Origin of the sequence: Methylomonas sp. ZR1, from assembly GCF_013141865.1 — a bacterium.
Classification (GTDB): domain Bacteria; phylum Pseudomonadota; class Gammaproteobacteria; order Methylococcales; family Methylomonadaceae; genus Methylomonas.
Genome location: NZ_RCST01000001.1, coordinates 630,282 through 654,837, shown reverse-complemented (window position 1 = coordinate 654,837; position 24,556 = coordinate 630,282). Strand labels below are relative to the sequence as shown.

The 24,556-nt window shown below is 51.7% G+C and carries 28 protein-coding genes; 7 read left to right on the top strand and 21 right to left on the bottom strand.

Annotated features, from left to right (window positions below):
* Nucleotides 1–2 precede the first annotated feature (2 nt).
* The 4 genes from sdhD to DDY07_RS02985 are packed head-to-tail and all read right to left on the bottom strand — an operon-like array spanning nt 3 to nt 2,309.
* Nucleotides 3–383, bottom strand: a complete 381-nt coding sequence (sdhD, locus tag DDY07_RS03000; RefSeq protein ID WP_171694755.1) for a succinate dehydrogenase, hydrophobic membrane anchor protein — start codon at nt 381–383, stop codon at nt 3–5.
* Between the two features lie 13 nt (nt 384–396).
* Nucleotides 397–768, bottom strand: a complete 372-nt coding sequence (gene sdhC, locus DDY07_RS02995) for a succinate dehydrogenase, cytochrome b556 subunit (protein ID WP_171694754.1) — start codon at nt 766–768, stop codon at nt 397–399.
* Between the two features lie 38 nt (nt 769–806).
* Complete coding sequence (locus DDY07_RS02990; protein WP_253734391.1) at nt 807–983, bottom strand: DUF1674 domain-containing protein; 177 nt, start codon at nt 981–983, stop codon at nt 807–809.
* An 18-nt stretch (nt 984–1,001) separates the two neighbouring features.
* Nucleotides 1,002–2,309: a citrate synthase gene (locus DDY07_RS02985; protein ID WP_033157413.1), complete on the bottom strand. Its 1,308-nt coding sequence runs from the start codon at nt 2,307–2,309 to the stop codon at nt 1,002–1,004.
* A 428-nt stretch (nt 2,310–2,737) separates the two neighbouring features.
* Here DDY07_RS02985 and DDY07_RS02980 point away from each other — a divergent pair, with 428 nt between their 5' ends.
* Entirely contained in the window at nt 2,738–3,283 is a 546-nt protein-coding gene (locus DDY07_RS02980) for a flavodoxin (RefSeq protein ID WP_171694752.1), read from the top strand.
* 14 nt (nt 3,284–3,297) lie between these two features.
* Here DDY07_RS02980 and DDY07_RS02975 read toward each other — a convergent pair whose 3' ends face one another.
* On the bottom strand, nt 3,298–4,479 hold the full coding sequence (locus DDY07_RS02975; protein ID WP_171694751.1) for an NAD(P)/FAD-dependent oxidoreductase: 1,182 nt from the start codon (nt 4,477–4,479) through the stop codon (nt 3,298–3,300).
* 143 nt (nt 4,480–4,622) lie between these two features.
* Here DDY07_RS02975 and ppdK point away from each other — a divergent pair, with 143 nt between their 5' ends.
* Entirely contained in the window at nt 4,623–7,361 is a 2,739-nt protein-coding gene (gene ppdK, locus DDY07_RS02970) for a pyruvate, phosphate dikinase (RefSeq protein ID WP_171694750.1), read from the top strand.
* Between the two features lie 44 nt (nt 7,362–7,405).
* Here the strand turns inward: ppdK and DDY07_RS02965 are convergent, their stop codons facing one another.
* The gene (locus DDY07_RS02965) at nt 7,406–8,641 is read right to left on the bottom strand and encodes a diguanylate cyclase (RefSeq protein ID WP_216614699.1); all 1,236 of its coding nucleotides are present in this window, start codon (nt 8,639–8,641) and stop codon (nt 7,406–7,408) included.
* 197 nt (nt 8,642–8,838) lie between these two features.
* On the opposite strand from DDY07_RS02965, the gene DDY07_RS02960 reads away from it, so the two are divergent.
* The 5 genes from DDY07_RS02960 to DDY07_RS02940 all read left to right on the top strand — a co-directional run bounded on the left by DDY07_RS02960 (nt 8,839) and on the right by DDY07_RS02940 (nt 13,121).
* Nucleotides 8,839–9,351 carry a transcriptional repressor gene (locus DDY07_RS02960; protein WP_240348259.1) on the top strand — a complete coding sequence of 171 codons (513 nt, stop codon included), beginning with the start codon at nt 8,839–8,841 and terminating at the stop codon, nt 9,349–9,351.
* Between the two features lie 194 nt (nt 9,352–9,545).
* Nucleotides 9,546–11,501: a BRCT domain-containing protein gene (locus tag DDY07_RS02955; RefSeq protein ID WP_171694748.1), complete on the top strand. Its 1,956-nt coding sequence runs from the start codon at nt 9,546–9,548 to the stop codon at nt 11,499–11,501.
* Nucleotides 11,498–12,283, top strand: a complete 786-nt coding sequence (locus DDY07_RS02950; protein ID WP_171694747.1) for a hydroxymethylpyrimidine/phosphomethylpyrimidine kinase — start codon at nt 11,498–11,500, stop codon at nt 12,281–12,283. Before DDY07_RS02955 ends, DDY07_RS02950 begins: the two co-directional genes overlap by 4 nt.
* Nucleotides 12,280–12,906: a thiamine phosphate synthase gene (thiE, locus tag DDY07_RS02945; protein ID WP_171694746.1), complete on the top strand. Its 627-nt coding sequence runs from the start codon at nt 12,280–12,282 to the stop codon at nt 12,904–12,906. The genes DDY07_RS02950 and thiE overlap by 4 nt, the downstream gene beginning before the upstream one ends.
* Nucleotides 12,907–12,911: 5 nt before the next feature.
* A complete protein-coding gene (locus DDY07_RS02940; protein ID WP_033157405.1) occupies nt 12,912–13,121 on the top strand; it encodes a dodecin in 210 nt (69 codons plus the stop codon).
* Nucleotides 13,122–13,125: 4 nt separating this feature from the next.
* Here DDY07_RS02940 and DDY07_RS02935 read toward each other — a convergent pair whose 3' ends face one another.
* From DDY07_RS02935 to DDY07_RS02865, 15 genes are all read right to left on the bottom strand, one after another.
* Nucleotides 13,126–14,175, bottom strand: a complete 1,050-nt coding sequence (locus DDY07_RS02935) for a hypothetical protein (RefSeq protein ID WP_171694745.1) — start codon at nt 14,173–14,175, stop codon at nt 13,126–13,128.
* A 102-nt stretch (nt 14,176–14,277) separates the two neighbouring features.
* Nucleotides 14,278–15,192, bottom strand: a complete 915-nt coding sequence (locus DDY07_RS02930) for a 1-aminocyclopropane-1-carboxylate deaminase/D-cysteine desulfhydrase (protein ID WP_367650847.1) — start codon at nt 15,190–15,192, stop codon at nt 14,278–14,280.
* On the bottom strand, nt 15,189–16,007 hold the full coding sequence (gene folP, locus DDY07_RS02925) for a dihydropteroate synthase (RefSeq protein WP_171694743.1): 819 nt from the start codon (nt 16,005–16,007) through the stop codon (nt 15,189–15,191). The genes DDY07_RS02930 and folP overlap by 4 nt, the downstream gene beginning before the upstream one ends.
* Before the next feature lie 133 nt (nt 16,008–16,140).
* On the bottom strand, nt 16,141–16,359 hold the full coding sequence (locus DDY07_RS02920) for a Nif11-like leader peptide family natural product precursor (protein WP_033157401.1): 219 nt from the start codon (nt 16,357–16,359) through the stop codon (nt 16,141–16,143).
* Between the two features lie 224 nt (nt 16,360–16,583).
* Complete coding sequence (locus DDY07_RS02915; RefSeq protein WP_171694742.1) at nt 16,584–17,072, bottom strand: flavin reductase family protein; 489 nt, start codon at nt 17,070–17,072, stop codon at nt 16,584–16,586.
* Nucleotides 17,073–17,126: 54 nt separating this feature from the next.
* On the bottom strand, nt 17,127–18,623 hold the full coding sequence (gene lysS, locus DDY07_RS02910; protein ID WP_171694741.1) for a lysine--tRNA ligase: 1,497 nt from the start codon (nt 18,621–18,623) through the stop codon (nt 17,127–17,129).
* A 38-nt stretch (nt 18,624–18,661) separates the two neighbouring features.
* Nucleotides 18,662–19,030, bottom strand: a complete 369-nt coding sequence (locus DDY07_RS02905) for a DUF5615 family PIN-like protein (RefSeq protein WP_033157398.1) — start codon at nt 19,028–19,030, stop codon at nt 18,662–18,664.
* Complete coding sequence (locus tag DDY07_RS02900) at nt 19,027–19,257, bottom strand: DUF433 domain-containing protein (RefSeq protein ID WP_033157397.1); 231 nt, start codon at nt 19,255–19,257, stop codon at nt 19,027–19,029. The genes DDY07_RS02905 and DDY07_RS02900 overlap by 4 nt, the downstream gene beginning before the upstream one ends.
* 69 nt (nt 19,258–19,326) lie before the next feature.
* A complete protein-coding gene (locus DDY07_RS02895) occupies nt 19,327–19,560 on the bottom strand; it encodes a hypothetical protein (protein ID WP_129871371.1) in 234 nt (77 codons plus the stop codon).
* A gap of 51 nt (nt 19,561–19,611) precedes the next feature.
* Nucleotides 19,612–20,709 (bottom strand): peptide chain release factor 2, encoded by a 1,098-nt coding sequence (gene prfB, locus DDY07_RS02890; protein WP_171694740.1) that lies wholly within the window; start codon nt 20,707–20,709, stop codon nt 19,612–19,614.
* 85 nt (nt 20,710–20,794) lie between these two features.
* Nucleotides 20,795–21,583: a prolipoprotein diacylglyceryl transferase gene (gene lgt, locus DDY07_RS02885; RefSeq protein ID WP_171694739.1), complete on the bottom strand. Its 789-nt coding sequence runs from the start codon at nt 21,581–21,583 to the stop codon at nt 20,795–20,797.
* A gap of 95 nt (nt 21,584–21,678) precedes the next feature.
* A complete protein-coding gene (locus DDY07_RS02880; protein ID WP_171694738.1) occupies nt 21,679–21,993 on the bottom strand; it encodes a non-heme iron oxygenase ferredoxin subunit in 315 nt (104 codons plus the stop codon).
* A 36-nt stretch (nt 21,994–22,029) separates the two neighbouring features.
* Nucleotides 22,030–22,791 (bottom strand): class I SAM-dependent methyltransferase, encoded by a 762-nt coding sequence (locus DDY07_RS02875; RefSeq protein WP_253734602.1) that lies wholly within the window; start codon nt 22,789–22,791, stop codon nt 22,030–22,032.
* A gap of 19 nt (nt 22,792–22,810) precedes the next feature.
* Nucleotides 22,811–23,263, bottom strand: coding sequence for a Fe-S cluster assembly sulfur transfer protein SufU (gene sufU / locus DDY07_RS02870; protein ID WP_033157393.1), 453 nt, complete (start codon nt 23,261–23,263; stop codon nt 22,811–22,813).
* Nucleotides 23,263–24,486, bottom strand: coding sequence for a cysteine desulfurase (locus tag DDY07_RS02865; RefSeq protein WP_171694737.1), 1,224 nt, complete (start codon nt 24,484–24,486; stop codon nt 23,263–23,265). Before DDY07_RS02865 ends, sufU begins: the two co-directional genes overlap by 1 nt.
* Nucleotides 24,487–24,556 lie beyond the last annotated feature (70 nt).

Sequence of the window (24,556 nt, the reverse complement as noted above, 5' to 3'; positions counted from 1 at the left end):
AGTTACCTTGCGAAAAAGATGATGATAATCGCGAGTAATGCCGCGACACCCAAAACTAAAAAAATCAGATTGGTGGCACGTATTGCCAAGTTTCTTACCGGAATAGTCGACACATAATCTTCGATCACCACCTGCACACCCAACGCGGCGTGATAAACCACTGCCACGGTCCAGGCGATAATCGCCAGGGTGTTGAATGGTGAAGACAACCAATCCACGGTATCCGCATACGGTGCATTTAGAGCCTTGTTTAGTAGCACAATCAACCAAATAGACAATGGCACCAAGGCCACAGCGGTGACGCGCTGATACCAGAAATGACCCGAGCCGCTATGTACCGAGAAAAAATCAGCGGCTTTTTCCAATGTTGCTTTGTAATCCATAACCAGCCCTCCTTTAAGAAACCACAAAGGTAATCAATGTCAACGACGCCGAAGCAATCAGCTCGTAAACTGCATATTTGTCCAGTGTCATGCGTTCGAAGGTTTTGCAAAAATCCCAAATCAGATGGCGAATACCGTGCACCAAATGAAAAAATAACGCATAAATAAAGCCCCAATACACCAGTTTAAACAACCAGTAGGACATAAAGGCCTGCATGGCGCCATACGCACCTTCACCAGCGGCAATGGCGAACAGCACATAGACAAATAGCACCAGGCCCATGGAAAGGAACACCCCGGTCATGCGGTGGGTGATTGACACCAAGCCGGTTAAGGGCAATCGATAAACTTGCAGATGGGGCGAAAGTGGTCTGTTTGCTGACATGATTTACCCTGTATTTAAAGTTGAAAAATAATTTTTTGTTAGAAATCGACGCAACGGCCTTTGCGTTCCCAATCGCCAAAGCGAGTAGGCTCCGGCCCTTTCGGGCCATTAATTTCTGTCGGAATGGCAGGATCTTGCTCCGCAGACGGCGTCTTCTCGGGTTCTGTCTTGGCGTTCTCAGGCGGTTCTTGCGTATTGGTTTGTGCTGACTTCATGTCGATTTTCTGCATAATTTAGCGATTATTCACAGCGGTATAGTCGCGGCGCGGCGGCCCTACGTATAACTGTCTCGGCCTGCTGATCGGCGTCGCCGGCTCTTCCATCATCTCCAACCAATGTGAAATCCAGCCGGCGGTTCGGGCTATCGCAAACATCACAGTGAACATTTCGACGGGGATGTGCAGGGCTTTATAGATAATGCCGGAATAGAAATCGACATTGGGGTAGAGTTTTTTCTCGATGAAATACTCGTCTTTCAACGCATATTCTTCCAAGGCCAAGGCCAGTTCAAACAGCGGATCGTTGGTGTTGGTTCTGCTCAACACCTCGTAGCAGGTTTTGCGGATGATGGTAGCGCGCGGATCGAAGTTTTTATAAACCCGGTGCCCAAAGCCCATTAAGCGGAACGGGTCGTCGTGATCCTTGGCTTTGGCGATGTATTTGGGGACGTTTTCGACGCTACCGATTTGCGCCAACATATTCAAAACCGCTTCGTTGGCGCCGCCGTGAGCCGGTCCCCACAATGCCGCTATGCCCGCTGCCACGCAGGCATAAGGATTGGCACCGGTACTGCCCGCCATGCGCACCGTCGAGGTACTGGCATTTTGCTCGTGGTCGGCATGCAGAATAAACAACAGATTCAGCGCTTGGACCAGATTGGGATCGATGTAATGTTCTTGATCGATATAGTTTTGAGAGGAACGAGAGAACATCATATTCAGGAAGTTCTCGCAATAACTCAGATCCATGCGGGGGTATACGAAGGGTCGACCGATGGAATGCCGGTATGAGGCTGCGGCAATGGTGGGCATCTTGCCTATCAGCCGGGTCGCACAGATCATGCGGCTGGCAGGATCTTTAATGTTCAAATCGCTGTGATAAAACGCCGACAAGGACCCCACTACCCCCACCAGCATCGCCATAGGGTGGGCATCGTAATGGAAACCATCAAAGAATTTGCGCAAAGCTTCGTGGATGATAGCCCTATCGCTGACTTCCTCATTAAAATCACGCAACTGCTCCGCATTGGGCAGTTCGCCATTCATCAGCAAATAGGCAACTTCAGTAAATTCGCAGTTTTCCGCTAATTGCTCGATAGGATAACCGCGATACAACAAAATCCCGTTATCACCATCAATGTATGTAATTTTGCTTTTGCAAGCAGCCGTGGCAATAAAGCCCGGATCGTAAGTAAAACACCCAAGATCTTTGTTTAAAGAGCGAATATCGACAGTATCTGCACCCAAAGACCCCTTCAACAACGGATATTCAACTTCTTTTCCGGTGGCATTGTGCCTGACCAGTAAAGTATCGTTTGACATGGTTTCCTCAGTATTCTGTTAGCAGAAGCTTAGCAGTTGAATTCGATTATCACACAGCGAATGTGATTAGGCCAACCGCTTGTACCATGAATCATCTCAAGATTAAGCCATTAATGATTACCGCCTATGCCTAGAAAGGTTCAAGCCATTGTTCGGCTGGTTGATAAAAAACCGTCTAATTCAGAAAAAGCGTTATGCATCAGCCAAACACAGCAACATTTCTGTCAGATTTTGTAAGCAACGGACAGAGTGTCTGTTTCATTGTTACAAAGATAACCAAATACGTTAGTCACTGTTTCGCCCCTTTCCACTGGGCAGTCTACCGCAAAGCGTTGAAGTTACCGACTTAGCGAGAACTCAGAACCCAAGATTACTGATGGTTTAAATTTTGCTTTGCTGCTTGTAGACAATTCGATGGAGATTTAACTATGAACAAGATTGGAATTTTCTACGGCACCGAGAAAGGTATGACAGCGATGATGGCGCAGGTCATGTACCGAGTTTTGGGCGACGAAATTGCCAGCGAACCGGTGAATGTTAATCAAGCAACAGTAACGGAACTGCTTGGTTACAAAGCCTTGATTTTGGGAATGCCCAGTTACGGCGTCGGCGAAATACCCGGCAGAACCACCGGCAGCGAAGAAGGCAACTGGGAAGAGTTTTTATTCCGCCTGGATGAGGCGGATTTATCCGGAAAGCGGGTTGCCCTGTTTGGTTTGGGTAACCAACAAAAATACTACGCGCGCTTTGCCAGCTCATTAATTCATTTGTATCACCACGTTCGGTCTTATGGTGCCGAGGTGACCGGCGCCTGGAGCACGGATGGCTATCACTTTACCCACTCCAGTTCGGTAGTCGATGGCAAATTTGTCGGCTTGGTGCTGGATCACCACAACCAACCCGAGCTGACCAAAACCCGAATTCTGGATTGGCTTGACTTGGTAAAGCCGGCTTTGCTGGAAAAACTGAATTGATTGTACTGCTACCCTCAAACATACTGCCCCGCACACCACCCCGAAGCCCAAGCCCATTGAAAGTTATACCCCCCCAACCACCCCGTGACATCCAACACTTCCCCAACAAAATACAACCCCGACACTTGCAAGCTCTGCATGGTTTTCGAGGAAATCGCATCGCAATCCACGCCACCGACGGTTACCTCGGCGGTACGATAGCCTTCGGTAGCATTCGGCTTGATCGTCCAGTGGTGCAGATTTTCCGCGATCACGTTCAGATCTTTGTCCGCGCAATTGGCAACGGTTATATCCAACTGCCGCTCGTCCAATAAGGCTTGTAACAAGCGTTTGGGTAAGTAGTCGGCCAGTAAATTTTGGATTTTTAATTTGCTGCCTTGCCGCCGCTTTTCTTTCAATGTCTCCGCCAGATCCATATCCGGCAATAAGTCTACATGCAGCGCTTCGCCGGGATGCCAATACGAGGAGATTTGCAGGATGGCCGGCCCGCTTAAACCGCGATGGGTGAATAAAATATTTTCTTTAAACGACTGCTGTTGATTGCTGACCCGACACGGCACCGCGATGCCGGTCAGCGGAGTAAAGCGCTCTGAATCGCCTGGTTGCAGCGTTAACGGCACCAAACCGGCTCGGGTCGGCCAAACTTTGATGCCGAATTGTTCCGCGACTTTATAACCAAACGGCGTGGCGCCCATTTTCGGTATCGATAAGCCGCCGCTGGCAATGACCAAGGCTGATGCAGACATCGCACCGCTGCTAGTGTGCAGTAAAAAATCGCCGTCGCCGCGTTTCTCCAATCGCTCTACCCGACAATTTAACGCCAGCGTCACGCCGGCTTGGCCGCATTCTTTTAACAGCGCATCCAGAATATCCTTGGCGCTGTTATCGCAAAACAATTGCCCGTGCAGGCGTTCGTGAAACGGTATTTGGTGGCGCTGCACAAAACTCAAAAAATCCCACTGCGTGAAGCGGCTGAGCGCCGACTTGCAGAAATGCGGATTATTGGAAATGTAATTTTCCGGGGCTATGCTGTAGTTAGTGAAATTGCAACGGCCACCACCGGACATCAGAATCTTTTTGCCCGGCTTGTTGGCATGTTCCACTATCTTCACCCGCCGGCCGCGCTTGGCGGCTTCGATAGCGCACATTAAGCCGGACGCGCCGGCTCCGACGATAATGACATCAAATTTATCCATGGCGCGTAACTTGTAATGACTCAAAAAAATAGGTAAAAAGTGGGGTATTCTAACCGCAATACCCGGCATCACGAGACGCCGACAAGCTACTCAAGGCGTTTCCCGCAGCCATCATTTAACTTCAACACTTCGACAAGGCCATAATGACTCCAAAATACAGCTATTCATTCAATACGGGCGACGGCAAAAACAAGGCATTACTGGGCGGCAAAGGCGCAAACCTGTGCGAAATGACGCAAATGGGCTTTAACGTACCGCCTGGCTTTGTCATCACCACCCAAACCTGTCTGACTTACCTGGAAAACAAACAGTTACCCGTCGATCTGATGGATGAAGTTCGTCAGCAAATTGCCGAAATCGAGCAACTGAGCGGTAAATCGTTTGGCGGCGCCAACGACCCGCTACTGGTTTCGGTACGTTCCGGCTCGGCCATCTCGATGCCGGGCATGATGGACACCATTCTGAACTTGGGCTTGAACAAGCAAACCCTGGCCGGCTTGATCGAAATGACCGACGACCCACGCTTTGCTTACGATGCCTATCGCCGCTTCATCCAATTATTCGGCAAGGTAGCGCTGGGTATCGACGACGAAAAATTCGACGTCCATTTCAACAACGTTAAGCGTGCGGCCGGCATCAAAGCCGACGTGGCGTTGACTGCCGACCAACTGCAAGAAATCAGTGAACTGTTTCTGACCGTGGTCCATGAAGAAACCGGCCGGCCATTTCCGGAAGACGTTTACCAGCAACTGGAAATTGCCATTCGTGCGGTATTCAACTCCTGGCTGGGAAAACGTGCCGTCGATTACCGCCGCGAGTTTCACATCACCCCGGACATTGCCAACGGCACCGCCGTCAATATCGTCACCATGGTATTCGGCAATATGGGCGACGACTGCGCGACCGGCGTCGGTTTCACCCGTAATCCCGGCACCGGTGTCAACGAAATGTACGGCGAATACCTGGTCAATGCGCAAGGCGAAGACGTGGTCGCCGGTATTCGCACCCCCAAACCGGTTCACGAAATGGCGAAGGAAATGCCGGAACAATATCGGCAACTTGTGGAATTGCGCAATAAACTGGAAGCGCATTATCACGAAGTGCAGGATTACGAGTACACCATAGAGCGCGGCATTCTGTATTGTTTGCAAACCCGAAACGGCAAAATGAACGCGACCGCGATGGTGAAAACCTCCATCGATATGGTGGCGGAGGGCTTGATCAACAAAGAACAAGCGCTGCTGCGGATCAATCCCGACATGCTGGAACAATTGCTGCATCCGCAATTAGCTCCCAATCACGAAGTTAAAGCCATTGCCCAAGGCCTGCCGGCTTCGCCCGGCGCCGCGTGCGGCCATTGCGTATTCGACGCCGACACGGCAGTTCGCTTGGGTAAAACCGGCCAAGATTTGATTTTGCTACGCGAAGAAACCAAACCGGAAGACATCCACGGCTTTTTCGCTGCACAAGGCATCTTGACCAGCCGCGGCGGCAAAACCTCGCACGCAGCGGTGGTGGCGCGCGGCATGGGTAAAGCCTGCGTGGCTGGGGCTGAAGACATCAAAGTCGATGTCCGCGCCCGCTTGGCTATCGTCGGCGACATCCATATCAAGGAAGGCGACCTGATTACCATAGACGGCAGCAACGGTAATATCTATTTGGGCCGGATCCCCACCATTCCGCCCTCATTCTCTGAGGAATTAAAAACCTTGCTGGGCTGGGCCGACAGCATAGCCCGCTTGCGTGTGCATGCTAATGTCGACACGCCGGAAACCGCGAGACTGGCGGTCAGCTACGGCGCCAAAGGTGTCGGTTTGTGCCGTACCGAACGCATGTTTAACGCCGCCGACCGTTTACCCTTAGTGGTAGACATGATTCTGGCGCACAACACCGAAGAACGCGAGGCGGCTTTAGCCAAACTGTTCCCGATTCAACGCGATGACTTCCAACAGTTGTTCGAAGCCATGTCGCCGCACCCGGTTACCGTGCGTTTGCTGGATCCGCCTATGCACGAGTTTTTGCCCAATGAGCACCAATTGATTGATGAGCTGGATGCGCTGAAACACTACCTGACCATCGTCAAAGGCCAACGGGTCACGCTGGATACGCTGGCGCACCCGGCGGAAATGCCGGCACCGTTCAATATGCTCAACGAAGACGTGATTTTAGAAGCAATCAGCAAAAAACAAATGATGCTGGACAAAGTGCTGGAGCTGTACGAAGTTAACCCAATGCTGGGTCATCGCGGCGTCAGGCTGGGTATGAGCTATCCGGAAATCTACAAAATGCAGATCCGTTCAATTCTGGAAGCGGCGGCATTGTGCGTGAAACAACGGATTCCGGTCGAACCGGAAATCATGGTGCCGCAGGTGATCACCGCACAGGAATTGAAAACCGTGAAAACCTATGTCGACGAGATTCAAGCTGAAGTGGAAGCGCAATACAAACTCAAGCTCAACTTCAAGTTCGGCACAATGATTGAAACGGTGCGGGCATGTACCCGTGCCGACCGTCTGGCCGCGACGGCTGCTTTCTTTTCATTCGGCACCAACGATTTAACCCAGGCCACGTTCTCGTTCTCCCGCGAGGATGCCGAGAACAAATTCTTACCGCTGTACGAAGAATCAGGCCTGCTGGAAGACAACCCCTTCGAAACGCTGGATATTGAGGGCTTGGGCAAACTGATGAAAATGGCCGTGGAACTGGGTCGTCAGCAGCGCCCGGATTTGAAAATAGGCATTTGCGGCGAACACGGCGGCCATCCGCGTTCGATTAAATTCGTTCACGACCTAGGCTTGAACTATGTATCGTGTTCCGCGCCGCGCATTCCCGTGGCTCGCTTGGCAGCCGCTCATGCCAAACTATTGGAAAAATATTCGTAACTGACATGGCCAGGGCCGGTCAAACACCGGCCCTGGCCATCGTTTCAAACCCGGCGTTTGCCAACCCGGTTTCTACCGGTGGCCTTGGCATCGTATAGCGCCTGATCCGCAGCGTGCAGCAGGCTTTCGAAAGACAGGTCGTCACTCGGAACGATACTGGCAACGCCAAGACTGATAGTCACAAATTCGGAAATTTTGGAAGCCGGATGCGGCAGACGCATATTCTCGACGGCTTTACGCAGAATTTCGGCCAACACCATGATTTGTTCGGCATCGCAGGCCGCGACCACGCAAAACTCTTCGCCACCGTAACGTGCAATCAAATCGCCCGGCCTTCTAAAGAAACGCTTCAAGGTTTTAGCCACTTGCCGCAAACAATGATCGCCCTCGATATGTCCGAGATTGTCGTTGTATAGCTTGAAGAAATCGATGTCTATCATGATCATCGAGATAGGATATTTATGCCGCAAGGCGCGCTTCCACTCCCTTTTTACAAAGGCATCGTAGTAACGGCGATTGGGTAGCAAGGTCAACGAATCCAGATACGCCAGTTGCATACGGCTTTTGGCTTTATCCAGGCGCAGGCTTAGTCTGGCTTGCGCCAAATAAGACAACAGCAATACGATCAAACCGATAACTGCCACAATTGCATGGGTGATTGTCAAATGCTCCAGACGCTCGCTCACAAAAGCATCGATACTGGCACTGGGAATACTGACACTAATACCGCCGCGAATATCGCCCTCTTTATAGCCTTGCCGCTGATGGCAAACGAGGCAACTTTGATCGACATGCAGCGGCGCCATGTAACGATAAAAAGACTGTCCGTTGATAGTGCCGATACTGCTCACACTTTTTTGACCTTGCTGGAACGCCAACAATGCCTCTGCTTCCCATTGGTCCGGCCGATTTTCCGGGCGAATCGGATTAAAACCGGTAATATGAAAGGCAATATCCGATTCGTCACCCATTTCCGAGAGCTGCCGAGTCATATAAGCTGGATTAATTAAAGTCAGGTGCTTGCCATCGGTGGTCTCTACATCGCGATGAGGAACTTCCAGGTAAGGATTGGGCTGAGTACTCTCGGTGATAGGCACGTAAACGCCGCCGTGCAACGCATTCCATTTTCTGATCAATACGATGTGATCGAAAAACATCTCTGCCTGCCGCGTGGCAATTTTTTGCGCGTACTGTTTGGTATCCGTGACTTGCTGGTAAAGGTTCAGGCTAATCAACAAAATCCATAGCACTGCATAAACCAGGAATGTAATCCTTCTCATTTATTGCCTCAAAATTACTTATAGCCGCTCGCAAAAGTCCGCCGAGAAACCGCCAAACAACCATACTATGGCGCTTAACCGCGCGCCTTAAAAACACACAAAATTTATTTGGTAATCCGATTTGAAATGGGTTGTTTATGCTGGCACTATAACTTACCGCATCCACAAAATGAATGAACCCAATCACCCTTTGCAAAATGACCGACCAAGCAATTTTCCCGGCACCAGAGCATGACCATAACGTATGCATCCACAGGGCGATAAGTGTAGCCGAACAACTTTGCTTGACGCGCGGCGTACAACTGACCCCCATCCGCCATAAGATTTTGGAGCTGATCTGGAACAGTCATAAGGCCGTTAAAGCCTACGACTTGCTGGATCAAATCAGGCCGGTAAACGACGCCGCAAAACCCTCGACAGTCTACCGGGCCTTGGATTTTCTGTTGGAACAAGGCCTGATTCATCGGGTGGAGAGTTTAAATGCGTTCGTCGGCTGCCACTGCTCCGGCACCCAACACGATCAACTACTGTTAATCTGCACCGCGTGCCATACGGTTCAGGAGCGCGCCGCGCCTTCGGTACTCAGCGCATTATCCAAAGAACTTGGCGATGCCGGCTTCGTACCGCAGCGTAAAACCATTGAAATTCACGGCTTGTGTAAAACCTGCCACCCCGCCACCAACACGGCTGAAGAACAGGCTATTCAATAACCCGCCAAATATTGACCTAGATCAACGCTTGTTCCCTAGAAAACTTTATATTAAGCCCATGTCACGCGATTTCCTACCGTTGACATGATCCTCTTGAAAGATAGATGCTTCGGCGGGCGAGTTCTCTCTCCCGCCTTTTTTTTGCGATATTATCCTCTATAATCGCCGCCCTACCCGACACATCTATCCCCGGCATGCTTACCGACAGTCAAAAAGCTATTCTTTTGCAGACCACGCTAAGTTCGAACGATCTTGGTGAGAATCGTTTTTGCGAATTGTGCACACACGCGGATTTGCTGCATACCGTGACGGACAGTGAATTAGTGACGTTCCTGGAGATTGCCAACGCTTTGTATCGCGGCGGCGAACCGATCATCAGCGATACCGATTACGACTTCGTTTATCTGGCAGAACTGAAAAGACGTCATCCCGAGCATCCGCTGTTGCACACAGTCGAGCCGGAACCGGCTTTCGCGGGTAAAACCGTCGATCTGCCAACTGTGATGCTCTCCACCGACAAAGCCTATAGCCGAGAAGAAGTGGAACGCTGGGCCGGCCGCATCGAAAAAGCCGCTGTCGATCTGGACAAAAACTTTGCCGAACTGACTTTTAAAGTCACGCCCAAGTTGGATGGTTACGCCGCCTATGACGACGGCCGGATGCTGTATACCCGCGGCGACGGCCGCAAAGGCACCGACATCACCCGCGTATTCGAGCGCGGCTTGCAAGTCGCCAATCAGGGCCCGCGAGGCCTGGGCGCCGGTGAAATTGTGGTCAGCCGCAGTTATTTCGACGCTAATCTGGCCGAATATTTCGACAACGCCCGTAACTTCCAAGCCAGCGTGATCAAGGAAAAGGAACTGGACGAGCACGCCGAACGCGCCATCGCCGATCATGCCGCGGTGTTTTATCCGTTTGCTATATTGCCTTGCTGGGAGGGAGTCTGGCAGGACCTGATCGACAACTTCGAAACCATCGTCAAAGACATCTGGCATAAGCTCGATTACGACGTGGACGGCGTGATTCTGGAAATCGTCGACGAGCAACTCAAACAAGCGATGGGCGCCACCCGCCACCATCACCGCTGGCAGCTGGCTTACAAAGAAAACCTGGAAACCGCAGAAGTCACCGTCATCGGCGTCACGCCGCAAACCTCGCGCTCCGGCCGCATCACCCCGGTCGCCGAGTTGGAACCGGTGCGCCTTAGCGGCGCCCTGCTCTCCAGAGCCACCGCCCATCATTACAAAATGGTATTGGATAAAGGCATTGGCCCCGGTGCGCTGATCCGCCTGGCCCGCTCCGGCGAAGTGATACCCAAAATCGAGGAAGTTCTGCGTCCGGCCGAACCGCAAGTACCTAGTGCCTGCCCCAGCTGCGGCCACGAATTGATTTGGGACAACGACTATTTAGTCTGCCCCAACAACCTGGAATGCCCGGCGCAAATCAGCAACAGCATGGAACATTTCTTCCGGGTGCTGAAAAACAACGACGGCTTCGGGGCTGCGACCATCAAGAAGCTTTACGAAAACGAAATCCGAAGCGTCGACCAGATTTACGCCTTAACCGCCGCAGAATTCGAAAACATGGGCTTCGGCCCCAAGCAATCGCAAAACCTGGTCGATCAATTGCTGCGCAGCCGCAACGAAGCCATCGAAGACTGGCGTTTTCTGTCCGCGTTTGGGGTATTTCGAATGGGTCTGGGCAACTGCGAACGGCTGCTGGCACATTATGCGTTGCCGGAGATTTTCAATCTCAGCGAAGCCGACATCGTCGCCATCGAGGGCTTTGCGGAAAAAACCGCCGCGGTAATCACCGAAGGCTTTGGCAAAATCAAACCTTTATTCGACAGCCTGATGGCGCTGGGTTTTACTCTCACCCCAACGCAAAACCAAGCCACAGACAACGCCCATCCGCTAGCCGGCAAAACCTTGGTGTTCACCGGCACCCTACACAGCGGCAGCCGCGACGACTTGAGCAAACTAGCCAAAGCAAAAGGCGCTAAAGTCGGTAGCTCGGTGTCGGCGAAAACCGACTATCTGGTAGCCGGCGACAATGTCGGCGCCAATAAAACCAACGCCGCTCGCGAGAAAGGCGTCAGCGTCATCAGCGAACAAGAGTTTCTAGCCTTGCTGAATGGAGACGGCTTATGAGCCGCAACCGCCCGGTGGTAGTCTGTTTTTCCGGTCACGATCCCAGCGGTGGCGCCGGTGTGCAAGCCGACATCGAGGCCATCATTAGCCACCAATGCCATGCGGCTAGTGTGATTACGGCGTTAACCGAACAGGACAGCCGCAACGTCAAGAAGCTGATTCCGCAACAGCCCGCAGACATTCTCAGCCAGGCACAAACTCTGTTGGCGGACTTTAAAGTCTCCGCGTTCAAAATCGGCCTGATCGGCGACGCCGGCGTTGCTGTAGCGATTGCGCAAATTTTGCGGCAACATCCGGCTATTCCGGTGGTGCTGGACCCGGTACTGGCAGCCGGCGGCGGCACTGCATTGGCCGGCCAGCGATTAATTGATGTCATCGTCGGGCAACTACTGCCGTTGACCACCTTATTGACACCCAATAGCGAGGAAGCCCGCCGCCTATCCGGGCAAAACGATTTGAGCGACTGCGGCCGTTTCTTGCAAGGCAAAGGCGCTAAATACGTGCTGATCACCGGCACCCACGAAAGCTCGGAGCTGGTGCATAACCGCTTGTACATGCCCGACGATCTCAATGAAACCTTTAACTGGGAGCGTTTGCCGCAGAGCTATCACGGCTCGGGTTGCACGCTGGCCAGCGCCAGCGCCGCGCTGCTGGCGCAACGTCTGGACGTGTTTACCGCCGTTAGCGAAGCTCAGGAATTTACCTGGCAGTCGCTGGCCGCCGCCTATCGTCCGGGACAAGGCCAATACAACCCCGACCGGCTGTTTTGGGTGGAAGCATGAAATTTCCGCACGAGGGTTTGTACGCCATCACCCAACCCGAAAACAAAACGATTGCCCAAATTGTAAAAGACGTCGAAGCGGCCTTGCGCGGCGGGGCTAGCGTGATTCAATACCGCGACAAAAATCCGCTGGATGCGCCGCAATTAGCGAGGCTTTTGTTGGAAGTTTGCCACGCTTACGATGCTCCGCTATTGATTAACGACAGCGTCGAGTTGGCGTTGGCGGTTGATGCTGACGGTGTGCATCTAGGTCGCGACGATGGCGAAATCGCCACAGCGCGGCGCCTGTTGGGCCAGGACGCCATCATCGGCGTATCGTGTTATAACGATGTGGATAAAGCACAGAACATGGCCGCTGCCGGCGCCGACTACGTCGCATTCGGCCGCTTCTTCCCGTCCGGTTCAAAACCGTTGGCCGCCCCCGCCGACATTATCAGCCTGCATCGCGCCAAACAATTGATAAATGTGCCGATAGTCGCCATCGGCGGCATTCTGCCGGAAAATGGTGGAACTTTATTGGCGGCAGGCGCAGACTTATTAGCGGTGATAGGCGGCATATTTGACCATGAACCGGAAGCGGCCGCGCGCGCCTACCAAGCCTTATTCAACCCTCAAGCGGAGTAAATAACATGCCAGAACATGTCTATCAAAAAGTCGAACTGACCGGTTCATCCAGCCTGGGCATCCAGCAAGCTATCGAAAACGCCGTCGCCAAGGCCGGCGAAACCATCCAAAACATGCGTTGGTTTGAAGTTGTGGAAACCCGCGGCCATATCGATAACGGCAAGGTCGCGCATTGGCAGGTCACCATTAAAGTGGGTTACACGCTGCCACACTAGGCGATTAGACGCCGCTAAAGCGAATATAACGCCTTAGCGGCGAGCCGGCAGCCCATACGAAGGCCTCGGTGTAATAATGCATCAGGGCCAAATATCCAAGAAAACCCAAGGTTACGGCTTTATAAATTTGCGTGGAAAACAGGGTTTGCAACAATAAATTGACCAGATCGTCGCCATAAGCCTGTAACAGGTAGGTCAACACAAACGACAGCAGCGGCAATACCAGCCAAACGGGTAATCGAATCGCCGTTGCAGCTCGGAACAAATTATTCTGCGGCTGTTCGCTGTGGCGATTCACATCGTGAGTCACGTAAAAACTATAAGCGGTGATGTCGTGCACCAAGCGCGGCATCAAGATCGCCAAGAAATAGTATTGCTGGCTGTAAACATACCAACTGCTAACGACCAGCAGTGTGTTGGCCCACAAAAAATAGATACCCAAGCGGCTGGGCACGTAACGTTGGCAAAACACCGTGCTGATAACCAAAGCCGTCGTCAGCACGCTGGCAATTTGCAACACCAACGCCGCTTGTTCAGGCTCCAGGCTATTTTTTAAAAATATCCCCATGTAGATAAAAATCCCTGCACTAACGCTGAGCCACAATTGCAGATAAAACGCCCAATTAGGCAAACGACACACTGCCTTGGCGATACCCTGCTGTTGCTTCAAAACGTGATATACCGTCCAGCAAGCGGTAATGATGTATAGCGCACGGTATGGAATAAACAGACTGCCGATACCGAAAAACACCATGATAAACAAAGTCATGGCGATTAATTTGCCTTTAAAGGCTTGCAGATAGTCCTGATGACTGACCAACAATAGGTTACTGGCGACGATATGCGGAGTACCGAACAAAATTTGAAACAACAAAAAATGGGTCGGGCTACTGGGCAGCATATCGCGTAATGCGAAATTGAAGCCGAATTCGTCTAGCCAAAGAACCAATAAACACAGCGGCACAATGGCGTACAAACTCAGTAAAAAGCGGAAAGACACCGCCAGTTTATTGCTACTTTTTTGCTCGGGGAATGAAATGATCTGCGCAACCACGGTGCCACCTTGTTATTATTTTTTAGGCAGCGGCTATTATCACCATTTTGGGTAATGACTCAATATCTATCTGATTTTTAACTGGTAACACGACAGGGAATATTACTTGCGCTTGCCTTGCAAACCGCCGGTATGGATTGCCACTATCCGCTGCCCAGCCGGGAAATACCCCTTCCGGATTAAATCGTAGAGCGCAAACAGCAATTTTCCGGTGTAGATCGGTTCCAGCTCGATACCGTGTTGCCGTTGAAAATCCTGCATAAACGCCAACAAAGCCGGCGTCGTTTTGGCGAAACCGCCGAAATGGTAATCCACCAGAATTCGCCGGTCCGCATGACTGATGATTCCCTGATTATTCAGCAATTGCTCGACATCGTCGATTAGAAAGTCGCCACCCTTCAGCGCTGCCGCACCGATAGCCTGTTGAGTTAGCGGCGAGGTAAGCAAACCTGCCAAAGTGGTGCCCGTGCCGCAGGCAACGACCAGCGTATCAAAGCCGACGTCAATTTCATCGATCAGTTCGGCAACGCCTTGCAAAGCCAAGTCGGTGGCTCCACCTTCCGGCAGCCAATATTGGCCGGCCTGCAGTTCAGGTAAGCTGTCGTGACCTTTGTAATCGCGCAATTGCCGGTAGTCGCTACGCGACACAAAACGCAGCTCCATGCCCCAATCAAGTAAATCATGCAGCGTGGCATTAAGTTGCGCGGGCCGCTCGCCGCGAATATAGCCTATGGTTTTCAGCCCCAAGGCTTTACCGGTAAAAGCCAGGGCGTGTAAATGATTGGAATAGGCGCCGCCCATGCTGACGATACTGTCGGCGCCATTGTGTAAGGCCTGATTGAGGATATATTTGAGCTTGCGCCATTTGTTGCCGGAGATAATCGGATGTAGCAAGTCATCGCGCTTGATCCACAACTCCAACTGTCGGTCCGCTAATTCCGGGTCGTTGATCTTAGTCAGCGGCGATACCGCCAATTTAGCCTGCAATTTCTGTAGCAGCGGATGGAGATCGGTCACTGTGCCTGCTTGATGGCCCACGCCACATCCGCTGCCTGCCGGTTGGCTTTGACATCATGAACCCGAAACATTTGCACTCCCGCCATCACCCCTAACGCCGTGGTCACGGCTGTCGCGGTAACCAACTCTGCGGGTTCGCTGACATTGCAGATGCTGCCCATGAAGCGCTTGCGGCTGGTACCCAGCAACACCGGGTAACCCAAACCAACAAAGCTACGCAAATGTGCTAACAAATCGATATTGTCTTGCTTGCCCTTACCGAAACCGATGCCGGGATCTATAGCAATGTTTTCCGCCAACACGCCTGCCGCTAACGCTTCGGTAATACGTTGTTGCAAAGCAGCGATCACTTCGGCCAGTACATTGCCGTAATGCGGTCGGTCTTGCATGGTTTTAGGTGTGCCCTGCATATGCATCAGGATGATCGGAACTTGCGCTGTTGCCGCAAAAGCCAACATCTTAGGGTCGCCTTGGCCGGCGGAGACATCGTTGATGATACTCGCCCCCGCCGTCACCGCCGCTGCAGCAACCTGGCTTAAGGTGGTATCTATACTGATTTGAACTTGGGGATTGTTCGCACGGATCGCGCTAATCACCGGCACCACCCGGCGAATTTGCTCATCCGCCATAACGGGATCGGAGCCAGGCCGCGTCGACTCACCGCCGACATCGATAATATCGGCGCCTTCAGCGATCATTTTTTCAGCTTGAGCTATCGCTGCCGCCACGCCGGTAAATTTGCCGCCATCGGAAAAACTATCGGGAGTGACATTGAGTATCCCCATCAGTTGGGGAGCGTGGATAGCATTGAACATGTTTGAAAACTCCTCGATAGCCGCAAACGTGTAGTTTACCGTTGTCGAGTCGTTTTTAGAATTTACGGACTGCCGTTTTACGCCTTACCGATAACGGTGCCACCCCGCCGGGAAGCAGGATGGCACTCAATCGTTAAACTCTGAGGAGAGCTTTGGCAAGTTTTTCTGAAAGCTGTTCTTCAACAAATTGCGGCTCGTTGGGTGGGTACAATTCCACTTCATCGATTTCGAACCCGTATTCCTTACCCAATAACAATAGCTCCTTGATTTTGAGACAGGCTTTCAGCTTTTCTTTCAAGCCCTCATCGCTTTTGGATTTTTCAGAAAACTCTTTGATAACCTTGATTGACATTGATAACTCCGTGATAACTCTGAAAGATGGATAAAATCCAATCTCTCCCAAGCAAAAAATCGGCCATATCTATATGACCGTTATTTTTCATGCGGTTCATGGCGTTACAAATCAACAAACCCGGCAACAATCGCGTCTATTCACACACAATTCATGAGAAATTTGTCGGGTATACGACAATTGTCAGCTCTATCAAGCAACAATTCGCAACGAGGATATTTGGCTTAATCTTGCGCCGCCACCGTGCGGTAAGCAGAATGATAGTAAAGCAAAGGCTCGCCTTCCCGGCAAACCACGCTATCGACCTCACCGATAATCACCCAGTGGCTACCGGCCTGAACTTGTTGCACTACCCGACACTCCAGTGCCGCCAGAGCTTCGCTCAAAATAGGCGCGCCATTTTCACCCGCTTGCCAGGCAATGCTGGCAAAACGCTGTTCTTGGGTGGTGCTACCGGCAAATTGGTTGGAAACGTCTTCTTGTGCGCTGTTCAGGATGTTAACCGCAAAGCGGCGGCTTTCCAGCAATGCAGCACCGGTATCGGTAGCCTGATTCAAACACACCAGAATTTGCGGGGGCTCCAGGGACACACTACTGAATGCGGTCGCGGTCATGCCTCTGGGCTGACTATCACGCCCCTGAGTCGTAACCACTGTCACGCCGCTAGCCCACAACTTGAGGGCATTTTTAAATTCTTTGGCTTCAACGCTCATAATTTTCTCTTAGATCCAATAGCGATAACACGAAATAGACGTCTGATTGCGTCATCAGTTTTTGGGGCGCATATGCGGAAACAGCAGTACGTCGCGGATACTCGGTGAGTTGGTAAACAGCATTACCAAGCGGTCGATACCAATGCCCTCGCCTGCGGTCGGCGGCATGCCGTGCTCCAGCGCGGTAATGTAGTCGGCATCGAAATGCATCGCTTCGTTGTCGCCGGCTTCTTTTTCCTCGACCTGTTTCTGGAAGCGCTCGGCTTGGTCTTCGGCGTCGTTCAACTCGGTAAAGCCGTTGGCAATCTCGCGGCCGCCGACGAAAAACTCGAAGCGATCGGTAACATGCGGATCGTTGTCATTACGGCGCGCCAGCGGTGATACTTCTACCGGATAAGCGGTAATGAAAGTTGGATTCATCAAGCGATGTTCGACGGTTTTTTCGAAAATCTCGATCTGTACCTTACCCAAGCCATAACTGTCTTTCACCGGAATTTTCAGATTCTCGGCGACTTTCACGGCCGCTTCGCGAGTGGTCAAATCGGCCAGTGTCAACTCCGGGTTGAAATGCAAAATCGACTCCAACACTGTCATCCGCGCGAACGGTTTGCCGAAATCGTATTGATCACCTTGATATTCAATAACGCTATTACCTACCACATCTTCGGCTATGCCTTTTAGCATCGCTTCGGTCAGATCCATCAAGTCGCCATACTCGGCGTAGGCTTGGTAGAACTCCATCATCGTGAATTCGGGGTTGTGGCGGGTCGACAAGCCTTCGTTACGAAAATTACGATTGATCTCGAACACCCGTTCGAAGCCGCCCACCACCAACCGCTTCAAATACAGCTCCGGGGCGATGCGCAGATACAATTCCATATCCAGCGCATTGTGGAACGTCGTAAATGGCCGCGCGGTGGCGCCACCTGGGATGACTTGCATCATCGGTGTTTCGACTTCCAGGAAGTCGCGCGCGATCAAAAATTCGCGGATGTAATTGACGATCTTCGAACGCATCAGGAAGGTTTTGCGCGTCTCGTCGCTCATGATCAAATCCAGATAACGCTGACGATATTTGATCTCTTGATCGGCGATACCGTGGAATTTTTCCGGCAACGGCCGCAACGCTTTAGTCAGCAGTCGAATGTCATCAACCTTAACGCTAAGCTCCCCAACCTTAGTTTTGAACAACACGCCCTCGGCACCGATAATGTCACCGATGTCCCACTTCTTGAACTGGTCGTTATAAACGCCTTCTGGCAGATTATCTCGAGCCACGTAAACCTGAATCTGTCCGGACATATCCTGCAAATGGCAGAAACTGGCTTTGCCCATGATACGCCGCGTCATCATCCGCCCGGCGATCTTCACCCGAATCGGTTCGGCTAATAATTCGTCTTCAGATTTATCGCCGTATTCGGCCAACAATTCACCAGCCACCACATTACGCCGAAAATCGGTGGGAAATGCAATACCTTCTTCGCGTAGGGCGTTTAGTTTTTCGCGGCGTTGTTTGATCTGTTCTTGTTCGTCGTGTTCGAGTTCTGACATTTTCAAAAATTATTAATAGAGATAAATTAGGCTTAAATTTAGCGACTTAAGGGCAACAACCTTACTCTTTCGCGCAATTCGTCGGCAACGATCAAAGCACCATTATCAAGCTCCGTTTTGAAGCGGTGCAACAATTCAATAGCTCTCGGTCCGAGCACTTGTGGTGAAATATTTTGGGTACGAATTTGAAACACGCTCGGTGCTTCCACACCGGTCAACGCTAACAGCGCGCCAAAATCCAAATCGTGGGTAAATACCACGGCTTCATTTTCCCTGGCCCATTTAAATAACTGAACGTCTGGAGCATCCGCAGGGCCGACTGTGGACCAGTGTACGGAATCGAACCCTGCTTGGTTTAGCACACCTGTCCAAGCAGGGGATAAATTCATGTCCAATAATATTTTCACGCGGCATTCAATGGTAACTCAATCTCCTCGGCTCTCCACGCGGCGAAACGAAGGGCTTCCGTAACATCATCGGCTTCCAAATAAGGGTACAACTCCAGTATCTGTTCGGTCGAATAGCCACTGGCCACCAAACCAACAAGCATTCCCGCTGTCACCCTTAGTCCTCGCAGACAGGGTTTTCCGCCCATCACCGTAGCGTCAAACGTAATCCGTGAAAAACCTTTCATAGTCCCTCCGACAGTAAATTCAGAGCTTGAAGTAAAGCGGGAGCGTTTCCCTATGATGCCCAGTGTGCGTCAATCAGTTTTAAGTAATGCTAGAATCGCAACAATTAGGCTTGCAAATGCTATCACCAAAGAAGCGATTGCGATTTTGTTGGATATTGTCGCTTGAGCTAAAGCACGCTCGGCCATGCGCCGACGTTCTTCTGCTCTAATCATTTCATGAACCCAAGGGTCTCCAGAATGCCCATACGCATCCACGAGTTCATGATCAGATAAAGATGAAAATTCGTTGTTATTTTGTGTCATTCAAACACACCACTCATGCTTTGGCGACGACGTAATTAATGATTATCAAACTTACAACCCGCTCTTCAAACTAGCCTCAATAAACTGATCCAGCGAGCCATCCAAAACCGCCTGGGTATTGCCGGTTTCGACATTGGTACGTAGGTCCTTGATGCGGGATTGATCCAATACGTAGGAGCGAATCTGGCTGCCCCAGCCGATGTCGGACTTGGAATCTTCAATCGCCTGCAAGCCTTCGCTACGTTTCAGCATTTCCATCTCGTACAGTTTGGCTTTTAGCTGCTTCATCGCAGTGTCTTTATTTTTGTGCTGCGAGCGATCGCTTTGGCATTGGGTGACGATACCGCTGGGGCCATGGGTAATCCGCACCGCCGATTCGGTCCGGTTGACGTGCTGGCCACCGGCACCGCTGGCCCGGTACACGTCAATACGCAAATCGGCGGGATTAATATCAATTTCGACGTCATCGTCGATTTCAGGTGAGACAAATACCGAGGCAAACGACGTGTGGCGGCGGTTGCCGGAATCGAACGGCGATTTTCTCACCAAACGATGTACGCCGGTTTCGGTGCGCAGCCAGCCAAAGGCATACGGCCCTTCGAACTTGATAGTCGCGCTCTTGATGCCGGCCACGTCGCCAGGCGATTCTTCAATGAGCTCGGTTTTAAAGCCCTTGGCCTCGCCCCAGCGTAAATACATCCGTTCGATCATGGATGCCCAATCCTGGGCCTCGGTACCACCGGAACCGGCCTGAATATCCAAAAACGCATTGTTTGGGTCCATTTCCCCGGCAAACATGCGTTGAAATTCCAACGCCGCGACTTTCTTTTCGTACTCTTCGAGATCGGCGGCCACGGTATCGACGGTATCTTCGTCGTTTTCTTCCACCGCCATCAACAGCAATTCTTCAGCGTCGGACAGGCCTTGTTCCAGTTCCAGGATAGTATTGACAATGCCTTCCAACATTGCCCTCTCCTTACCCATGGCTTGCGCTTGTTCCGGCTTATTCCAGATCGCCGGATCTTCCAGCTCGCGCAGCACTTCCACCAAACGCTCACTTTTTGTATCGAAATCCAGATAGCTTTTCAGACCGGCGCTACGCTCACGCAGGTCGGCTATTTTGTATTTAATGGGATTAATTTCTTGCATGAACTCTCAAAACCGAAACAGATACCCCAACGGGGCAGCATACGCCGGGCAGCCCCGGCGATTGAAAGTCGGGGATTATAAACGATTAAGCGACAGGCTTGGGCTGATGGTTTTTCATAGACCAAACGATGCAGCCAATGCCGGCCAGCACGAACGGCATACTGAGTAGCTGGCCGGTGGTGAACATCACCCCGGTGTCGTACATGGCTTGCTCGGTTTTAAAGTATTCCAGAACAAACCGCACGCTGAACAGCATGCTGATGAAACAGCCAAACACAAAACCGGGCTTATCTGCGTGTTTTTTATAAATCGCCAACGAAATCCCATAAATCAGCAGATAACACACTGCTTCGTATAGCTGTACCGGATGACGCGGCAGCGGATCGATCCGCGCAAACACCACGGCCCAGGGTTGTTCTGACGGAATCCCTAAAATCTCGGAGTTGAAAAAATTACCGATGCGAATCAGCGCACCGGCCAACGCAGTCGGGATACTGACGCGATCCAACAACCAGAAATAACTATCACTGTATTTGCGCCGGTATAAATATAAAGCCAGAATGATACCCAGCGTCGCGCCGTGACTGGCCAACCCACCTTCCCAGACTGCCAGGATTTTCAAAGGGTGAGACAAATAATAAGCAGGATCGTAGAGCATGGTATGACCCAGGCGCGCACCGACGATGGTGGCAATCACCATGTACCAAAGCAAGGTATCCAGCTCTTCGATGTTCTTACCTTCACGCTGGTAAATCCATTGCATGGTTAAAAAACTGCCGACAAAGCCGGATGCGAACATCAAGCCGTACCAACGGATTTTCAAGAAGCCGAAGTCGACGAGAATAGGGTCTATATTCCAGATGAAGTGTTCCATGATGATGCGGGAGTTGTTACGGTTGAATCGCGAAAGATCGGGAATTCTAACGCCGACTGGCTTTTTTCGCCGTTTATCTTTTGCCTGGCGCCGGTTTAGTTAGGATTCTCGACTTGTATCCGGCCGTCAACTATCCGTACCGCAAAAGTAGCCACATCTTCGTAAGCCGGCGCACATTTTACCGCGCCGGTTTTCACGCAAAACCGGGCGCCGTGGCGCGGGCAAACAATTTCGTCGCCGTCAAGCTCGCCACTGGCGATTTCAGCGCCGTCATGGCTGCACACGTCTTCGATCGCATAACACTGTCCATCGATTTTAAAAACCGCCACATCGGTACCATCGACATCCACCAGCACATGCTCCCCGTTTGCCAGTGCCGATTCGGCCACCACATCTATCCAATCACTCATGCTTGCCTCGTTTGGGTTTAAGTTTCGTCTGCAAAGTCATTTCAGATAAACATCGTATCTAAGCAATTTACCCTGATAAGTTTCGCTAGGCTTGCCGCCCAGCGGCTCCGCATAGTCGGGGCTTTTCACTACCACCCGCTTGCCGGTAGCTTGCCAAGCCGTCGCGAACAATTCCGCCCTATCCAGGTCGTCCCCCAATATATCGCGCAGTATGGCCATCGATTTCCGGGTTGCCGCGGTTTGCTTGCGCTTGGCTGGAAACATCGGGTCCAGATAAATGCAATCCGGTGTTTCCGATAAACCCGCCAGTAATTCGATGGCATTTCCAACCATTAACTCGGGCGTTTGCAACTGCCGGTTTAGCACCCAATCCTTCCGCGCCAGACGCTGAAAACCATCGGCAATCAGCTCGGCCATCACCGGCGAGCGCTCGATGCAGGTCAGTTGATAACCCATGCGAAATAGCGCCAAGCTATCTTGGGCCCAGCCTGTGGTGCCATCGACGACGGTTTTGGTTTTCTTGCCGATGGCCTGCGCCAACAAGTCTTTTTTGGGAGCTGGGTAGGAATGCTGCTCGCCGGGACGCGGATCGACATCCACCGCCAAACCACCCTTTTTCAGGGTTTGTTTATCCAGCAACTTCAGACAAGCATCCCGATAACAAAGAAAGAACGTTTGCGGCAATTCAGCGGGTAAACTTTGCAAGGCCAGCAAAGGCCAGCCCAAGCGTTCGGCGAGAGCCTGACTGGCGGACAACACCGAGTCATCGGCATAAACCACCGCCCCCTGCTCGGACAAACTCCTCACGCGCGATAACTTATTCGGTGGAGATCGACTGCGCTTCGTTTTTCAAAGCAGCATCCAAGGTATGCCAAGCCAAAGTCGCGCATTTCACCCTGGCAGGATATTCGCGCACGCCGGCCAATACCGCCAGTTTACCGATGGCCTCCAGATTGATTTCCTCGGTTTTGCCGGTGGTCATTTCATGAAATTGTTTGAACAAGGCATCGGCCTCGGCTTCGGTTTTACCTTTGACGATTTCGGTCATCAACGATACGGACGCCGTGGAAATCGCACAACCGGAACCTTGAAAACTGGCGTCGCTAATCACGTGATCGTCGATTTTCAAAAACAGCGTCAGCCTATCGCCGCACAAGGGATTGAAACCTTCCACTTGGCGATTGGCATCAGCCATCACCCGGAAATTGCGCGGATTGCGGTTGTGGTCGAATATGACCTCTTGGTATAGATCGCGTAAATCTTCAAACATTAGCCGAACACCTCTATTAGGGATTGGATGCCTTGCATCAACACATCGATTTCTTGGCGGGTATTGTACATGGCAAACGAGGCCCGCGCCGTGGCCGGAACGCCGTAAAAATCCATCACCGGCATCGCGCAATGGTGACCGGCGCGGATGGCGATGCCCAAACTATCCAGCATGGTGCCGATGTCGTGCGGATGAATCCGATCCAGGGTAAACGACAAGATGCCACCTTTGTGCGCCGCCTGGCCGATGATGTTCAGGCCCTTGATCTGCTCGGCTTGCTGCGTGGCGTAATCCAGCAACTCGGCTTCGTAGGCGGCGATGTTGTCCATGCCAATACCGCTGACGTAATCGATTGCCGCACCCAAACCGATAATTTCGGCGATGGCCGGCGTGCCGGCTTCAAATTTATGCGGCAGACCGGCGTATTCGGTTTTTTCGAAAGTGACCTGCCGAATCATGTCACCACCGCCTTGATACGGAGGCATCGCTTCCAACAGCGCTTGCTTACCGTAAAGCACACCGGTGCCGGACGGTCCGTAAAGCTTGTGCCCGGAAAACACGTAAAAATCGCAATCCAAGGCTTGCACATCCACCGCCATATGCGGAATCGCCTGAGCACCATCCAACAATACCGGAATCTGCTTGGCATGGGCTGCGGCGATAATCTGCTCTACCGGATTGATCGTACCCAGCGCATTGGACATTTGAGTGATCGCTACCAGTTTGGTATTGGCGTTCAACAGTTTTTCGAATTCGTCGAACAGCAATTCGCCTTGTTGATTCATCGGCGCGACCTTCAGCACCGCACCGATCTGCTGGCAAAGCATTTGCCAAGGCACGATGTTGGCGTGATGTTCCATCGCGCTGATGACGATTTCATCGCCGGCTTTGAGTTGCGATTTACCGTAGCTTTGCGCGACCAGGTTAATCGCCTCGGTGGCCCCACGTACGAAGATGATTTCCTTAACGCTGGCGGCATTGATAAACGCCCTGACCTTTTCCCGAGCCCCTTCAAACTTATCCGTGGCGCGGACGCTTAAGGTGTGCACACCGCGATGGATGTTGGCGTATTCATGACTATAGGTGTGTAGGATGCTGTCGATGACCGCTTGCGGTTTATGGCAACTGGCAGCGTTATCCAGGTATACCAAGGGTTTGTTACGGATGGTTTCGCCGAGGATGGGAAAATCGGCACGGATTTGTTCAATTGGAAATATGCTCATCGCTAACTGTTTGGTTTAATTGATTTCGTCTGTACTAAACACTAGAATCGAGTAAGTCGATTCGCTAATG